Below are 15,275 nucleotides of genomic sequence, written 5' to 3' on the forward strand. Positions count from 1 at the left end.
GCGGAACATTGCGTGGGCCTCGGCCTGAGGGTCGGGGGGCAGCGCATCGGGACCACCCGCGCCCCGGCGACCGGGGCTCTCCTCCACGGATGCGGCGCCGGGCGGCCCCCGGCATGCGTGCGACCGGCCGTCTCAGTCCCCGGTCCCGGCGGAGGGAGCCGTCACGTCCCGTACGACCCCGTCGGGATCGGCCGACGCGTCCTCCACGAACTCCGGGAAGTCCACGTTGGCGAGTTGGAGGTTCCCGTGGACCATATGGACGGCGTCCGGCACGACGCGCACCGCGCGGGGCGGCGGGGAGTCGACGAGTTCCCGGTAGTACACCGGGTCGAGATCCTGATCGTCGTCCGCACCGAGGTCGAGCGCGAGCAGGGGACGCAGCGGCGACCGCATGGTGACGTCGTCGGCGAGGAACACCACGCACAGCTCCTCGTCCCGCGCCGCGGCGGTGAGGGCCGCGTCCTCGGCGACCCCCTCCCACCGTCGGTCCTCGACGAGGTGCACCGCCGGCTCCCAGCTCCGCTCCCCCTCGACGGCCCGCTCCAGCGCGGCGACGACCTCCCGCCACGCCGCGTCATCGGTGTAGTCGGTCCGGATGACGAGCGGCGCCCCCTCGTCGTCCCGAACGATCTCCGGCAACCCGTCCACGATCCGCGCCCCGCCCTCCCTGGTCCGTCTCCCGGCCTCGACGGTCTCCGCGACCCTTCGGCCTTCTGCCCGGACCTTCTCACGCGTCACCGACAACCGCCCGAAATCCCTGGTGGACACCTTTGATCACGCCCCGCGCCCCCACCCGGGTCCTGCCGTCACGCCTCCGCGTCGCCCCACTCCGCCACGGCCACCTCGTCGCCCACCGACAGCCTGCCCGGCCGCGTCACGGAGAACTTCGCGCCGAACACCACGCCGCCGAACGGCGCCCGCCGGTAGTCCGCGAGCGTCCGCAGCGGCTCCGGACCGCCCCGGACCCCGGCCTCCTGGTCGACCAGGGTGACCGCGCAGCGCACGGCGAGCTTGGCGTAGCCCAGCTCCGCCGAACCGATGGCCATCCGGCGGATGCGGTCCTCGGCGTGGGGTGCCGCCGCCCACTCCCCCGCCCGGCCTTCCGCCCGGCGCCCCTCGGGACGGCTGCCGACGACGATGTTCGGACGGAAGCGGTCCATGGCCACAGGGGCCGCGCCGCGCTCCGCCAGCCGCGTGCGCAGGTGGGCGAGGGAGGCGCGGGAGAGCAGGTGGACGGCGCCGCTGTCCGCGTAGCCGGAGGTGCCGGGGGTCAGTCCGTCGGTCCTCCGGTCGTGCTCCGGCGGCACGCGGACCAGGCGGCTCGGGACGCCGAGGAAGTCCGAGAGCCAGGCGGCGGCCTCGTCGCCCTGGTCGATGCCCCGGTACGTCACGCCGAACAGGTCCACGTCGCGCCGGGGCGCGGAGGTGGTGACGTCCACGTGCACCTCCCCGTGCCCCGCCCCGCCACCGCTCCCCGGATCGGCGGCGGACGGGGCGGACGCGGACGCGGCGGAGGGGGACGCGGCGGAGGGGGAAGCGGCGGAGGGGGAAGCGGCGGAGGGGGAAGCGAGCACGAGCCGGCTGCCGTCCGCGCTGATGGTGGGCCGGACCAGGGCGAGGCGCGGGTCGCGGCGCTGGGTGCGGTAGACCCCGTCCGTGCCGACGACCATGAAGGTGCGGTCGTGCGCGAGACCGGCCGGGGTCAGCCGCGTGCTGCTCACGGACGTTCCCGCGCACCCCTTGACGGGGTAGGTGATCAGATCGACGACCGTGGCCATGCGGCCTCTCCTCCGTGACGCCCCGCCCGCGCGTCTGCTGCCGCCGGGCCCGTACAGCAAGAGTGCCGGACGGTGAGCGGCGGGGAGGGCGCCGGGCCGGGGACGGGACGGGTTGCCGTGCCCGGCCCGCGCACCCGCGGGCGGAGGTCCCGCTCCCCCGCGGGCGGCTGTCGCCCGGCCCGCGTCAGCAGTTCGGGATCACCGTCCCGTTGTTGTCGCGGGCCTCGTCGTTGCCCCAGCGGGAGAGGTAGTACGCCGAGACGTACGCGTTGCGGCCGTTCTTGCCCGCGTACACGACGTCCAGGTCGGTGCGCAGCCACCAGTGGTTGAACTGGGTCGCCGTGCCGACCCGCGCGCCCCACACCTTGCAGTACACGTAGTTCGTACCGGCCTTGAGGATGCCCTGGGCGTCCACCGTACCGGCGGCGGCGTAGCCGGTGGCGTCGGCGAAGGTGTCGACCCAGTACTTCCCGGTTCCGCCCCCGCAACCGTTGTCGCTGGTCAGGTACTTGCTGTGGTACGCGCCCGGATACGGCGCGAGCGAGCGGCCGTTGATGACGATGGTCTGGCCGACGCCGTTGTACAGCTGCTCGTAGTGGATGTGCGCGCCGGAGCTGTTCCCGGTGGAGCCGGTGGTGCCGATCCGCTGCCCCTGGGCGACCTGGGCCCCGTGGGCGACGGAGAACGCGGCGAGGTGGAAGTAGTACGTCTTCCAGCCGCCGCCGTGCTCGATCGCGATGTAGTTGCCCGCGCCGCTCGGCTGGGAGTAGCGGTACGCCGTTCCGGCGGCCGAGGCGAGGACCGGTGAGCCCGCGGTGCCCCCGCCGTCGGTGCGGACGAAGTCGAGAGCCTGTCTGACCTCGGCGGAGTGGTGGCTGTAGCTCCACTGCTGGCCGCAGCCGTACGGCGCTTTGAAGTTGGGTGCGGCCGCCGCGGGGCCGGCGGCGGCGGTGACGGTGAGCAGCCCTCCGAGGAGGGCGAGAAGGGCCAGGAGACAGGTACGGGGTGAGCGCATCGGAATCCTCCGGGGTCGACGGCCGGACCGTGGCGGGAGAGGTGCTGGTGACGAAGTGCCCGTGGATCTACGCGGGTTGAGCGGTCACCAGGATGCCGCAGCTTCGGCACGCGCGACAGACCGCCGCCGGCCCGGTGGGCCCCTCCCCGGACCGGAGGACCGGCGTGTCCTTTACGGTCGCTCCTCGTTCGCATACGCGGCCTGATATCGCCCCGTACCGGAGAATCCCCGTTCCCGTGCCGATGCCGACGTCGCCGCCGACCGTGCCTGAACCGCCGGGGGCAGCCCTGCAACAGGTGAGAGCCCGAGGAGGCTGGAGAACATGTCCGACGCGAAGGATTCCGGGACGCCCCCGGCCCCGCCCGCGCTTCCGGCCGCGAAGAAGGAGCCGGGTATCGCGTACTCCCGCTCCCTGCGCTTCTGGCTGGACCCGGCGAACCTCGCGGTGAAACTCCAGCAGGCGGGGCCCGTCCTCAGGACGAAGACCGGTCCGGCGGTCGCCTTCCAGATGAACGACCCCTCCCTCATCCGGAAGGTCGGGAGCACGGAGGAGGTCTTCCAGTTCTGGGGCACGGACCCGTGCCTCAAGGAGGTCGCCGGGCGAGGGCTCACCGGGACCGAGGGCCGGCCCCACCGGGAGCGGCGCGCGATGATGCGGCCGGCGCTGGCCGCTCTCCGCCTGGCGGATCTGGGAACGTCCGTGCGGTCCCGGAGCGGGCGGCTGCTCGCCGCCATCCCCTCCGACCGCCCCGTGGACATGCGCTTCGAGATGGGCCGGTTCGCGACCGGGCTCCTCGTGGAGTCCGTGCTGAACAGCACACTCTCCCCGGAGACCCTGGCCGCGCTGGCCCGGTCCCGTTCCGCGGTGTCGGCCGGGATGATCTGGAAGTACACGCTGTCGCCGTGGCCGTGGCTGCCCGCGCCCCGGCAGCGCGCCTTCCGCCGTGCGGCCGCGACGCTCGACCGGGCCGCCCGCGAGGTGTACGACAACCACCGCCCGGACCCGGACGGCGGCGATGTCGTCTCCCTCCTCAAGCGTGCCGCCGGTGACGAGCGGGACGAGGTGCTGAACGATCTGTACGCGCTCCTCCTCGCGGGCATCGAGACCACCACCGGAACCCTCGCCTGGTCCTGCTACGAACTGGGCCGCCACCCCGACCACCAGGAAGCGCTCCGGGCCGAGGCCGACGCCGTCCTCGGCGCGGGCGGTCCCACCGGTGCCGTCCGGCCCGAACTGCTGGTCCGTACCACCGGTTTCATCACGGAGGTCACGCGCGTCCACGGCATTCCGTTCCTGGTCCGCCGCACGCGTCACGCCACCTGCCTGGGCGGGCAGAACCTGCCCGCCCGCGCGGTGGTGACCCTGCCGCTGGGGGCGCTGCGCCGTGATCCGGCCCGCTACGCGCGGCCGGACGAGTTCGACCCCCTGCGCTGGTCGCCCGACGCGCAGCCGCCGCTCTCCCCCGCCTCGGTGTTCACCTACGGGCTGGGGCCGCGCTACTGCCCCGGCGCGGCGGCGGCCGACATCCTGGTGCCCGTCGCCCTGGCGGCCCTGGTCCGGGCACGGACCTTTCGCATGGCCCGGCCCGGCAGGAAGGTCCGTGTCAGCCTGGAGCTCACCCCCACCCCCAAGGGCCTGTCCATGGTCGCCGCGCCCCGTGGCCCGCACCCCGCCGGGGCCGGGGCGGCGCAGTCCCGGCCCGGCCCCGACGAGCACACCGCCCCCGCCCCGCGCCCCTGACCGGCCACAAGGCGTCCCGGTCGCTCCCCGAGGAGCTGTGACGAGGGAGCCGACCGGCCCCGCCGCCGCTCACTTCCGGTACAACTCCTCGATCTCCGCCGCGAAGTCCCGCGCTATCGCCTCCCGCTTCAGCTTCAGCGACGGGGTCAGATGGCCCTTCTCCTCCGTGAAGTCCACGGGCAGGACCGCGAACTTGCGGATCGACTCCGCGCGGGAGACCAGGCGGTTCGCCTCGTCCACCGCCTTCTGGAGCGAGGTGCGCAGCTCCTCGTCGTGGATCAGCTCCCGCATCGGGACGCCCTGCTTCTTGGTCATCCGGAGCCAGTGCTGGAGCCCGTCCGGCTCCAGGGTGATCAGGGCGGTGATGAACGAGCGGTTGTCGCCGACCACCATGCACTGGCTGACCAGCGGGTGGGCGCGCAGCCAGTCCTCCAGCGGGGCCGGGGTGACGTTCTTGCCGCCCGACGTGATGATGATGTCCTTCTTGCGGCCGGTGATGGTCAGGTAGCCGTCCTCGTCCAGCGCGCCCAGGTCGCCCGTGGGGAACCAGTCGTCCGCCAGCAGCGCCGGGGCCGCCTCCGCCCGGCCGCCGTCCCAGTAGCCCCGGAACACCTGGCCGCCCTTGAGCAGCACCTCTCCGTCCTCCGCGATGCGCACCGAGGTCCCGGGCAGCGGCCAGCCCACCGTGCCCAGGCGGGGTTTGAGCGGCGGGGTCACCGTGTGGGCGGCCGTCGTCTCGGTGAGGCCGTACCCCTCGAAGACGCCGATGCCCGCCCCCTCGTAGAAAGCGGCGAGCCGGCGGCCCAGCGGGGAGCCGCCGCAGATCACGTACCGGACCTTCCCGCCCAGCGCGGCCCGGATGCGGCGGTAGACCAGCGGGTCGTACAGGGCGCGGGCGGCGCGCAGGCCGAGGCCGGGCCCGGGGCCGGTACCGTGCTCGGCGGCCTCGACCGCCTTGCCGTACCGCTGGGCGATACGGGCCGCCCGGTCGAACGACGATGCCCGGCCCATCTTCTCGGCGGTCGCCCGGCCCGTGTTGTAGACCTTCTCCAGCACGTACGGGATGGCGAGGAGGAAGGTCGGGCGGAAGCCGGCCAGGTCGGCCAGCAGGTCCTCCGTCTGGATGGAGGGGGCGTGGCCCAGCCGCACCCTCGCCCGCAGGCAGCCGATCGCCACCATGCGGCCGAAGACGTGCGAGAGGGGCAGGAAGAGGAGCGTGGAGGCCGGGTCCTTGGAGACCGACTTGAAGACGGGGTGCAGGAGTTCGATCGCGTTGTCGACCTCGGCGAAGAAGTTGCCGTGGGTCAGGACGCACCCCTTCGGGCGGCCCGTGGTGCCCGAGGTGTAGATCAGGGTGGCGGGGGCGTCCGGTTCCAGGGCGGCCCGTCGGGCGGCCACCGCAGCGTCCGGGATGTCCTTCCCGAGGGTTTTCAGGTGGCCGATCGCCCCCGTGGCGAACTGCCACAGGTGCGCCAGATCGCCGAGCTGCTTGCGCTCCTGGCTGATCAGGCGGCCCTGTTCCTTCGTCTCCACCGCGCACGCCACCGCACCGGAGTCCTGGAGGATCCACCGGGCCTGGAAGGCGGAGGAGGTGGGGTAGATGGGGACCGTCACCAGTCCGGCCGCCCACGCGGCGAAGTCCAGCAGCGTCCACTCGTACGTCGTGCGGGCCATGATCGCGATCCGGTCGCCCGCCCGGAGCCCTTCCGCCATCAGGCCCTTGGCCACCGCCTGCACCTCGGCGGCGAAGTCGGCGGCGCTCACGTCCTGCCAGCCGCCCTCGGCGTCCTTGCGGCTGAGGACCGGGGCCGCCGGGGCCTCGCGGGCGTTGTCGAAGGGGATCTCGGCGAGCGAACCGTGCCGCACGGCCGGGGCGAACGCCGGTACGGAGACCTCCTGGACCCGGCCGTCCGGGCCGCGCTTCTTCGTCGGTTCGACCAGGACGGGGCCGGGGGGCGTGGGGGTCGCGGAGGCGGAAGGCGGCGTGGACACGTGCGGCTCCTCGGTTCGGGGGTCGGGCGGGTCGGTTCGCCGGGTCGTCCGTCCGGCGGGTGCTGCGGGCAGAGCGGGGACGGCGGGTACTGCGGGCGGAGCGGGTGCTGCGGGCCGGGCGGTGGCCCCGGGGAAGGGGAAGCGGGGGCGGACGGGCCGCTCCGGGGCCGCGAGGGGTCGGGCCCCTGCGGCCGCCACGGCTCCTCCGGCCGCTCCCGGCCGAAAAGGGCGGAGCCCCACGGCCGCCAGGGGGGTCGGCACGGCCCTTCCAGGGCCGGGGGACGGACCCCCCAACGGCCACCAGGACCGCCAGGCCCCTACAGCCCCTACCGCCGCTACGGCCGCTACGGCCGCTCCAGGATCGCCGTCACCCCCTGTCCGCCCGCCGCGCAGATCGAGATCAGGCCGCGGCCCGGCCCCTCCCGTTCCGCCAGGAGTTTCGCGAGCGTCGCCACGATCCGGGCCCCGGTCGCGGCGAAGGGGTGGCCGGTGGCCAGGGAGGAGCCGGCCACGTTCAGGCGGGCGCGGTCCACCGGGGCCAGGCCCTGCTTCTCCCAGGCGGCGAGGGTGGCCAGCACCTGGGAGGCGAACGCCTCGTGGATCTCCACCAGGTCGAAGTCCTCGATCCCCAGCCCGGCGCGCTCCAGCAGGCGCGGCACCGCGTACGCGGGGGCCATGAGGAGGCCGTCGTCGCCGTCCACGTAGTCCACCGCGCCCGTCTCGTGCAGGGAGAGGTACGCCAGCGGTTCGAGACCGCGCTCACGCGCCCACTCCTCGCTCGCCAGCAGGACCGTCGCCGCGCCGTCCGTCAGCGGCGTCGAATTGCCCGCCGTCATGGTCGGGTCGGGCCCGGAGATCCCGAACACCGGCTTCAGGGCTGCCAGTTTCTCCACCGTCGATCCCGGGCGCAGGTTCTGGTCGCGGTCCAGCCCCCGGTGGGGGACCACCAGGTCGTCCAGGAAGCCCCGTTCGTACGCGGCGGCCAGCCGTTGGTGGCTCGTGGCGGCCAGCAGGTCCTGGTCCTCGCGGGTGACCCCCCAGCGGCGGGCGGTGACGGCGGCGTGCTCGCCCATCGACAGGCCGGTGCGGGGTTCGGCGTTGCGGGGTATGTCCGGGACCAGGTGGCGGGGGCGTACGGCGGACAGGGCCTTGAGCCGGGCTCCGGCCGACTTCGCGCGGCGGGCGGCGAGCAGGATGCGGCGCAGCTCGTCGTTGACGCCGAGCGGGGCGTCGCTCGTGGTGTCGGAGCCGCCCGCGACCGCCGAGTCGACGGAGCCGAGCGCGATGGCGTTCGCGGCGGCGACGACCGCCTGGAGGCCGGTGCCGCACGCCTGTTGGATGTCGTAGGCGGGGGTACGGGGATCGAGGGCGGAGCCGAGGACGGTCTCGCGGGCCAGATTGAAATCGCGGCTGTGTTTGAGGACCGCGCCCGCGACGAAAGCCCCGACGCGCTGCCCGGCCAGGCCGTAGCGTGCCACCAGGCCGTCGAGCGCGGCCGTCAGGAGGTCCTGGTTGGAGGCGGTGGCGTACGGACCGTCGGAGCGGGCGAACGGGGTGCGGCTGCCGCCGATCACCGCGACGCGGCGCGGCTGCGGCACGGGGAGCGGAACGAACGGGCGCGAACGCGTCATCGTGTCCCTCTCGTCTGGGTCGGTCCGGAATCGTTCATCTCGACCAGCTCCTGACTCTTGAGTAACCTTACTCAAGAGTAAATCTACGACCGAGCAGGGAGTCAGGACAATGGCCGATCGCTATCTGCACCTCACCGGCACCGCACCCGGCCGCTTCCTCACCCGTCGGCTCGGTCTGCCGCAGCCCGTCCCCCTGCGCCGCTGGAGCCGGGAAACGCCGCGCCTGGACGGGCCGTTGCTGCACCTGACCGCCGGAGAGTCGGCGATCGGGGGCGAGCTGGCGAAGGTGCTGGCGGCCACCGGCCTCACCGTCGAGGCGCGGGCCGAGCGCCCCGCCGGGATCGTGCTGGACGCCACCGGGGTCGCCTCCGCCCGGGGCCTCGCCCAGGTGCACGCGGCCCTGCACCCGGTCGTACGGTCGCTCGCTCCCGGTGGCCGGATCGTCGTCATCGGCACGCCCCCGTCCCCCGAGGACCACCATCAGGCCGCTGCCCAGCAGGCGTTGGAGGGTTTCGTCCGGTCGCTGGGGAAGGAGGTCGGGCGCGGCTCGACCGCACAGCTGGTGCGCCTCCCGGCCGGGGCCGCGCCGACGGCCGCCGAGTCCACCCTCCGCTTCCTCCTCTCGCCGCGTTCCGCCTACGTCAGCGGCCAGGTGATCGAGCTGACCGCCGCCGCCCCGGACCCGGTGGCCGACCACGAGGCGCCGCTCGCCGGGCGTACCGCCCTGGTCACCGGGGCGGCCCGGGGCATCGGCGCGTCCGTCGCCTCGGTCCTGGCCCGCGACGGGGCACGGGTCGTCGTGCTGGACGTCCCCGGGGCCCAGGACGACCTGGTGCGCACCGCCGACCGGCTCGGGGCCACCGCGCTGCCGCTGGACATCACCGCGCCCGACGCCGCCGCCCGCATCGCCGCCGCCGCCCCGGACGGGCTCGACGTCCTCGTCCACAACGCGGGCATCACCCGCGACCGCCGCCTCGCCAACATGCCGGCCGAACGGTGGGCGCAGGTCGTGGAGGTCAACCTCGACAGCGTGCTCCGCACCACCGACGAACTCCTGGCGTCGGGCACGGTGAACCGGGGCGGCAGGATCGTCGCCACCGCCTCCATCGCGGGCATCGCGGGCAACGACGGCCAGACCAACTACGCCGCCAGCAAGGCCGGGATCATCGGCCTGGTCCGCTCGCTCGGCCCCCGCGCCGCCGCCGAGCACGGCGTCACCGTCAACGCGGTGGCCCCCGGGTTCATCGAGACGAAGATGACCGCCGCCGTGCCGCTCCTCATCCGCGAGGCGGGCCGGCGGATGAACTCCCTCTCCCAGGGCGGGCTCCCGGTGGACGTCGCCGAGACCGTCGCCTGGTTCGCGCAGCCCGGCTCCGCCGCCGTCAACGGCCAGGTGCTGCGCGTCTGCGGCCAGAGCCTGCTGGGGGCGTGAGACCGGTGGCCTCGCTCAGCGCCTCGCTCCTACGCGGAGCCCTCTCCTCACCGCTCAAGCGCGCCGGACGGCCGGACGCCGCACTGCCCCCGGACCGTCGCACCCGCCCCGCCGCGCCCGTCGCACCGGGGCCCCTCGCCGCGTACGCCGGGATCTGCGGATTCCCGGAGACCGGGACGCTCCCGCTCACCTACCCGCACGTGCTGGCCTTCCCGGACACCCTGCGGCTGATGACCGGCCGGGCCTTCCCGCTGCCGGTGCTCGGGCTCGTCCACACCTGGATCGAGATCACCCCGCACCGGCCCGTGCGCCCGGAAGAACCGCTCGAACTGACGGTGTACGCGGAGAAGTTGTCCCCGCACCGCCGGGGCTCCGAGGTCACGATGGCGACCGAGGCGCGGGTGGCCGGGGAGCTGGTGTGGGCGTCCCGCAGCGGCTACCTCTCCCGCCACGCGACCTCCCGCCCGGTGACAGACCCGGTGACGGACCCGGCGGCGGACCCGGCGGCAGACCCGGCGGCGGACCGGCCGGCGGGCCCCTCACCCGCCGCCGCAGAGCGCCCCGCCCCCGCCGGCCCCGCCCCCGAGGAGCTGCCCGCCCGCGCCGAGTGGACGCTGCCCGGCGATCTCGGGCGGCGGTACGGGGCCGTCTCCGGGGACCGCAACCCGATCCACCTCCACCCGCTGACCGCCAAGCCGTTCGGCTTCCCCCGGGCCATCGCGCACGGCATGTGGACGGCCGCCCGCTGCCTGGCCGAGGCCGCCGACCCGGTCGGCATCCGTACCGTACGGGTGGAGTTCAGGGCCCCCGTCCTGCTGCCGGCCGCCGTGACGTACGCGGCCGACGCCTCCGGTCGCGCCTTCGCGCTGCGCGGGCCCGGGGGACGCGTCCACCTCGTGGGGTCGGTGGCCCGGAAGGCGTAGGCGTACGGGGCCGGCGGCCCGCTCCCGGACCCGCCACCGCGTCCGGGAGCCCCACCGCGCACGTGTGACACTCCCCTGTGGGCTCCCGCCCGCTCCGGCCGGCCGTCGCCGACGCCGCCCGGTGAACACATGTGCGAGAAAGCAGGTCCGGTACCGGTGGACAGACCCAGCGCGGTCGAGCGCGCCCTGCGCGAGGCCGCGCCCCACGAGATCTTCGACGTCGTCCGGTCCCTGGTCGAGCGCCGGCACGGCGCGCTGACGGTGGACCTGCTGCTCGTCGACTACGCGATGACCCGGCTGCAGCCCGTCGGCGTCCTGCCGCACACCCGGTCACCGGTCCCGGTGCACGACAGCGCCCCGGGCCGCGCGTTCGGAGCGCAGGAGCCGTACTGCGTGCACGACCGTCCGGCGTCCACGGTGACGGCGCACCTCCCGGTCAGCGTCCGGGGGGACCGGCTGGGCATCCTCAGCGTCACCCTGCCGGCGGCCGGGGGCGAGGGACCGGCGGCGGACGTGCTGGCGGACCTCCAGGAGTGCGCCGACGCCCTGGCGCACGAGGTGGTCGTCGCCGAGCGGGACACCGACCTCTTCCTCCAGGCGCGGCGGGCGGAGCGGTTGACCCTGGCGGCCGAGATGCAGTGGCAGCTCCTGCCCGGCCGCTCCTGCGCCCGGGCCGAGTACAGCCTCGGCGCGCAGCTGGAGCCCGCCTACGCGATCTTCGGCGACAGCTTCGACTGGTCGGCCTCGGCCGACGACCTGTACGTGACCGTCAGCAACGGCATGGGCGAGGGCATCGACGCCGCCCTGCTGACCAACCTCTGCGTCAACGCCCTGCGCAACGCCCGCCGCGCCGGCCTGAGCCTGAGCGACCAGGCGTACCTGGCCGACCAGGCGGTGTACGGGCAGTACCGGGGGGAGCAGTACCTCTCGACCCTGCTCTTCCGCTTCCACCTGCCGACCGGGGAGGTGGAGGTCGTCGACGCGGGCTCGCCCCGGGTGTGGCGGGTGCGCGGGGGCGTGGTGGAGCCGATCGAGTTCGAGGCGCAGATGCCGCTGGGGATGTTCGAGGACACCGACTACGTCGCGCAGCGCTTCCAGGTCCTGCCCGGTGACCGCCTGCTGTTCATCAGCGACGGCGTCTACGACGCGCTCTCCCCGGCCGGCGAGAAGTACAGCCTCCGGGCGCTGGCCGCGTCGATCAACAGCACGCGTCTGCTGCCCGCCCCCCAAGTGCCCCGGGTGATGCTCCAGGAGCTGCTGGGCCACCGGGGTTCCGGCCCGGCGGCGGACGACTCCCTCGTGATGTGCCTGGACTGGCACGGGCGCGACGCCGCCGGGCCGGCCCGGCCGTGAGGGCGGCGCCGCCCCGGCCGTGAGGGCGGCGCCGCGCGGTGGATCGCGCGTCCCGGGGTATGTGGTCAGCGGGTGAAGACTCTGCGACCTTCTGCCCCGGGCCTCCCGCTCCGCCGGGGCCCGGGTTGTCAAGGGGGGACGGCGTGAGGGAAGGTTGCCTCAAGGCAATCGTCTAGTTGATGAGGTGAGGGGTCCGCCCAGCGGGCCCTCGATATGTGGCTTCCACCCAAGTGCGAACCCTTGCGGACACACACCCGGACTTCCCCTGGGGCCGGGCCCCTTACCCGGTACTGATCGCCGACGCCCAGGACCTGGTGGTGCGGTGCAACGAGGCGGCGGGGCAGGTGCTGCCCGCCGCCGTCCCCGGTGCGCCGCTCGCGGAGGTGGTCCCGGAGTGGCTCCGCGACGCACACGCCGGGCTGCGCACCCCCGGTCGGCGCACCGCGCCGGAGACCGGCCGGGCGCCCGCCGGGTCCATCGCCGGACGCCATTTCGAGGCGCACCCCACGGTACGGGAGGACGGCTCGGCGGCGTGGTGGCTGGTGGACGCCACCGACTACCGGCTCGTCCGGGAGGCTCTGCACAGGGAGCAGGAGCGCAGCGCGTTCCTCGCGAAGGCGTCCAGCGCTCTGCTGTCCTCCCTCAACCTGGAGCGCTGCATGGACGTGGCGGCGCGGATGGCCGCCGAGGAACTCGCCGACGCGGCCCTCGTGATCGCACCGGCGCGAGGGCAGCGGCTGCCCGCGGTGACCTGCCTGCGCGGCGGCGACCCCGAGACGGCCACCGTGACGGTGGACCCCGACTCCGTGCCGGGGCTGGGGGAGGCGCTGCGCGGGTTCCCGCCGGTGCCCTCGCGGTGGATCGACCCGACCACGGCCCCCGCGTGGATGGTGCCCGAGAGCATGGGGCCGGTCGGCTCGATCGTGATCACCCCGCTGCCCGGGCACGGCGTCCCCGCCGGGGCCCTCATCCTGCTGCGCAAGGCCGACGCCACCGCCTTCAGCGAGGAGGAGGAGATCTTCGCCCGGTTGTTCGCCGCCCGCGCGGGCGCGGGGATGTCGGCCGCCCGGCTGTACGCGGAGCAGAGCTCGATCAGCGACCTGCTGATGCGGGAACTCCTGCCCCCGGCCCTGCACCGGGTCTGCGGGGTGGACTTCGCCGGCGGCTACCGGCCCTCGGCCGACCACGAGCGCATCGGGGGCGACTTCTACGACGTGCACCCCGCCGCCGACGAGGGCGACGCCTCCCTGGCCCTGCTGGGGGACGTGTGCGGCAAGGGCCTGGAGGCCGCCGTGCTGACGGGCCGCATCCGCAACACGCTGCACGCGCTGCTGCCCCTGGCCGACGACCACCAGCGGATGCTCGACCTGCTGAACACCTCGATGCTCAGCTCCCACCACACCCGCTTCGCGACCATGGTCCTGGCCTCCGCCCGGCGCCGGGGCAACACCGTGGACCTCAAGCTCACCAGCGGCGGCCACCCCAGCCCGCTGATCGTCCGCGCGGACGGCACGGTCGAGGAGGCCGCCACCCACGGCACCCTGATCGGCGCCATCCCCACCATCGCCTGCACCACCGACACCGTCACCCTGGCGCCCGGGGAGTCCTGCGTCCTCTACACGGACGGCATCACCGAGGCCAGGGGCGGCCCGATGGGCGACGACCTGTTCGGCGACGAACGGCTCAAGCGCGCGCTCGCCGACTGCGCGGGCATGCCCGCCGAGGGCATCGTGGAGCACGTGCAGATGCTGGCCGGCCAGTGGCTGGGCGGCCGCCCGCACGACGACATGGCCGTCGTCGTGATCTCCGCGCCCCGCACTCACCACCTGAGCGCGGTGGACGGCCACACCCGGGGCAGGTTCACCGCATGAGCACGAGCACCCCTCCCCGCGCCCCCTCCGCCGAACACGCCGACCGCTCGGCGCAGTCGCTGTGGGACGCCGTCTCGACCGGGAACGAGTACGCGGCCGGCGAGCTGGTCCTGCGCCTGCTCGACGACGGGACCGACCCGGAGACCGTCCTGCTGGACGTGGTCGCCCGGGTGCAGAAGCGGATCGGCGAGGAATGGGCGGCCAACCGGATCAGCGTCGCCCAGGAGCACGCGGCGACCGCCATCAACGAACGGGTCGTGGCCGCGCTGGGCACGCACCCCGCCGCCCGCACCTCCGTCACCCGGGGCAGGGTCACCGTGGCCTGCGTGGACGGCGAATGGCACGGCCTGCCCGCCCGCCTGCTGGCGGAGGTCCTGAAACTGCGCGGCTGGCGGGTCGACTACCTCGGCGCCCAGATCCCCACCCCTCACCTGATCGTCCACCTGCACAGCACCCGGGCCGACGCGGTGGCGCTCTCCAGCTCGATCCCCACCCGGCTGCCCACCGCGCACGCGGCGATCACCGCGTGCCAGGCGATCGGCGTTCCCGTCCTCGTCGGCGGGGCCGCCTTCGGACCCGAGGGCCGGTACGCGCGGCGGCTGGGCGCCGACGCCTGGGCCCCCGACGCCCGCGCCGCCGCCGACCTCCTCGCCCGGCAGCCGCCGCCCCGCCCGGAACCGGACCACCAGCAGTTCGACGACCTCCCGCACCTGGCCGACCAGGAGTACACCCTGGTCTCCCGCAGCGGCGCCGCACTCGTACGCCAGGTGTTCACCGCGCTGGAGGACGCCTTCCCCGCGATGCGCTCCTACAGCGACGCCCAGCGCGAGCGCACCGCCGAGGACCTCGCGCACATCGTCGACTTCCTGGCCACCGCCCTCTACCTCGACGACGAGGACCTCTTCACCCGGTTCATCACCTGGACCGCGCACATCCTGGTGGCCCGGGGCGTCCCCGCGTCGAGCCTGCCGCCCGCCCTGGAGCTGCTGGCCCGCGAGCTCAAGGACTTCCCCCGGGCCGTCCGCGTCCTCGGGGCCGGAAACCGGGCCCTCACCACCGTCCGCTCCACCGCCTCCGGGAACACCGCATGACCACGCACCCCCACCCCCTCCAGCTCACCGCGGTCGACGGGGAGGACAGCGTCCGTATAGAGCTCCGCGGAGACCTCGACTACGACAACGCCGACCTCCTCGTGCGGGAGGCCGTCGCCCGGCTCGCCGCGCGGCCGGGCCTGACCGATCTGCATCTGAAGTGCGCGGAGGTCGGCGCCGTCGACTCCATGGGGCTGTGCGCCCTGCTGATGATCGCCCGCCGCACCACCGAGGCGGGGGTGCGGCTGCACCTGGACGACCGGCCCGCGCGGCTGGAACGGCTCCTGGCCCTCACCGGTACGCTGGACCACCTCACGGCCGCGCCACCGCCCCGGCCCCCGGCGCCCCCGGCCCCCGAGGAGGGCGCCGGAGCACCCCGTCCCACCGGACCGGACGGCACCACCTGAGCCACTGCCCGGCCCTCCACCGGGCAGAAGCACCCACCGAG

General features: G+C 74.6%; 12 protein-coding genes. 7 read left to right on the forward strand and 5 right to left on the reverse strand.

Translation table 11 applies throughout. The features are described from left to right. Positions 1-132 precede the first annotated feature (132 nt). From ACH4K1_RS11890 to ACH4K1_RS11900, 3 genes are all read right to left on the reverse strand, one after another. Positions 133-768, reverse strand: a complete 636-nt coding sequence (locus ACH4K1_RS11890; protein WP_398088745.1) for a DUF6924 domain-containing protein — start codon at positions 766-768, stop codon at positions 133-135. A 38-nt stretch (positions 769-806) separates the two neighbouring features. Next, the gene (locus ACH4K1_RS11895; protein WP_398088747.1) at positions 807-1,778 is read right to left on the reverse strand and encodes an MOSC domain-containing protein; all 972 of its coding nucleotides are present in this window, start codon (positions 1,776-1,778) and stop codon (positions 807-809) included. Between the two features lie 184 nt (positions 1,779-1,962). After that, positions 1,963-2,793 (reverse strand): M23 family metallopeptidase, encoded by an 831-nt coding sequence (locus ACH4K1_RS11900; protein WP_398088749.1) that lies wholly within the window; start codon positions 2,791-2,793, stop codon positions 1,963-1,965. Positions 2,794-3,115: 322 nt separating this feature from the next. Here ACH4K1_RS11900 and ACH4K1_RS11905 point away from each other — a divergent pair, with 322 nt between their 5' ends. Then, complete coding sequence (locus ACH4K1_RS11905) at positions 3,116-4,534, forward strand: cytochrome P450 (RefSeq protein WP_398088751.1); 1,419 nt, start codon at positions 3,116-3,118, stop codon at positions 4,532-4,534. Positions 4,535-4,603: 69 nt separating this feature from the next. Here the strand turns inward: ACH4K1_RS11905 and ACH4K1_RS11910 are convergent, their stop codons facing one another. After that, positions 4,604-6,526 carry an AMP-dependent synthetase/ligase gene (locus tag ACH4K1_RS11910; RefSeq protein WP_398088752.1) on the reverse strand — a complete coding sequence of 641 codons (1,923 nt, stop codon included), beginning with the start codon at positions 6,524-6,526 and terminating at the stop codon, positions 4,604-4,606. Between the two features lie 344 nt (positions 6,527-6,870). Next, positions 6,871-8,157: an acetyl-CoA C-acetyltransferase gene (locus ACH4K1_RS11915; protein WP_398088754.1), complete on the reverse strand. Its 1,287-nt coding sequence runs from the start codon at positions 8,155-8,157 to the stop codon at positions 6,871-6,873. 109 nt (positions 8,158-8,266) lie between these two features. Here ACH4K1_RS11915 and ACH4K1_RS11920 point away from each other — a divergent pair, with 109 nt between their 5' ends. The 6 genes from ACH4K1_RS11920 (at position 8,267) to ACH4K1_RS11945 (ending at position 15,234) form a co-directional block, all read left to right on the forward strand. Then, complete coding sequence (locus ACH4K1_RS11920) at positions 8,267-9,589, forward strand: 3-oxoacyl-ACP reductase (protein ID WP_398088755.1); 1,323 nt, start codon at positions 8,267-8,269, stop codon at positions 9,587-9,589. Between the two features lie 5 nt (positions 9,590-9,594). Further along, positions 9,595-10,512 (forward strand): MaoC family dehydratase, encoded by a 918-nt coding sequence (locus ACH4K1_RS11925; RefSeq protein ID WP_398088869.1) that lies wholly within the window; start codon positions 9,595-9,597, stop codon positions 10,510-10,512. Between the two features lie 156 nt (positions 10,513-10,668). Next, positions 10,669-11,865, forward strand: a complete 1,197-nt coding sequence (locus ACH4K1_RS11930) for a PP2C family protein-serine/threonine phosphatase (RefSeq protein ID WP_398088757.1) — start codon at positions 10,669-10,671, stop codon at positions 11,863-11,865. Positions 11,866-12,182: 317 nt separating this feature from the next. After that, entirely contained in the window at positions 12,183-13,736 is a 1,554-nt protein-coding gene (locus ACH4K1_RS11935; protein ID WP_398088871.1) for a PP2C family protein-serine/threonine phosphatase, read from the forward strand. After that, entirely contained in the window at positions 13,733-14,827 is a 1,095-nt protein-coding gene (locus ACH4K1_RS11940) for a B12-binding domain-containing protein (RefSeq protein ID WP_398088759.1), read from the forward strand. Before ACH4K1_RS11935 ends, ACH4K1_RS11940 begins: the two co-directional genes overlap by 4 nt. Further along, positions 14,824-15,234, forward strand: a complete 411-nt coding sequence (locus ACH4K1_RS11945; protein WP_398088760.1) for an STAS domain-containing protein — start codon at positions 14,824-14,826, stop codon at positions 15,232-15,234. The genes ACH4K1_RS11940 and ACH4K1_RS11945 overlap by 4 nt, the downstream gene beginning before the upstream one ends. Positions 15,235-15,275 lie beyond the last annotated feature (41 nt).

This window comes from Streptomyces sp. NPDC017448, assembly GCF_044330565.1.
Taxonomy (GTDB): domain Bacteria; phylum Actinomycetota; class Actinomycetes; order Streptomycetales; family Streptomycetaceae; genus Streptomyces.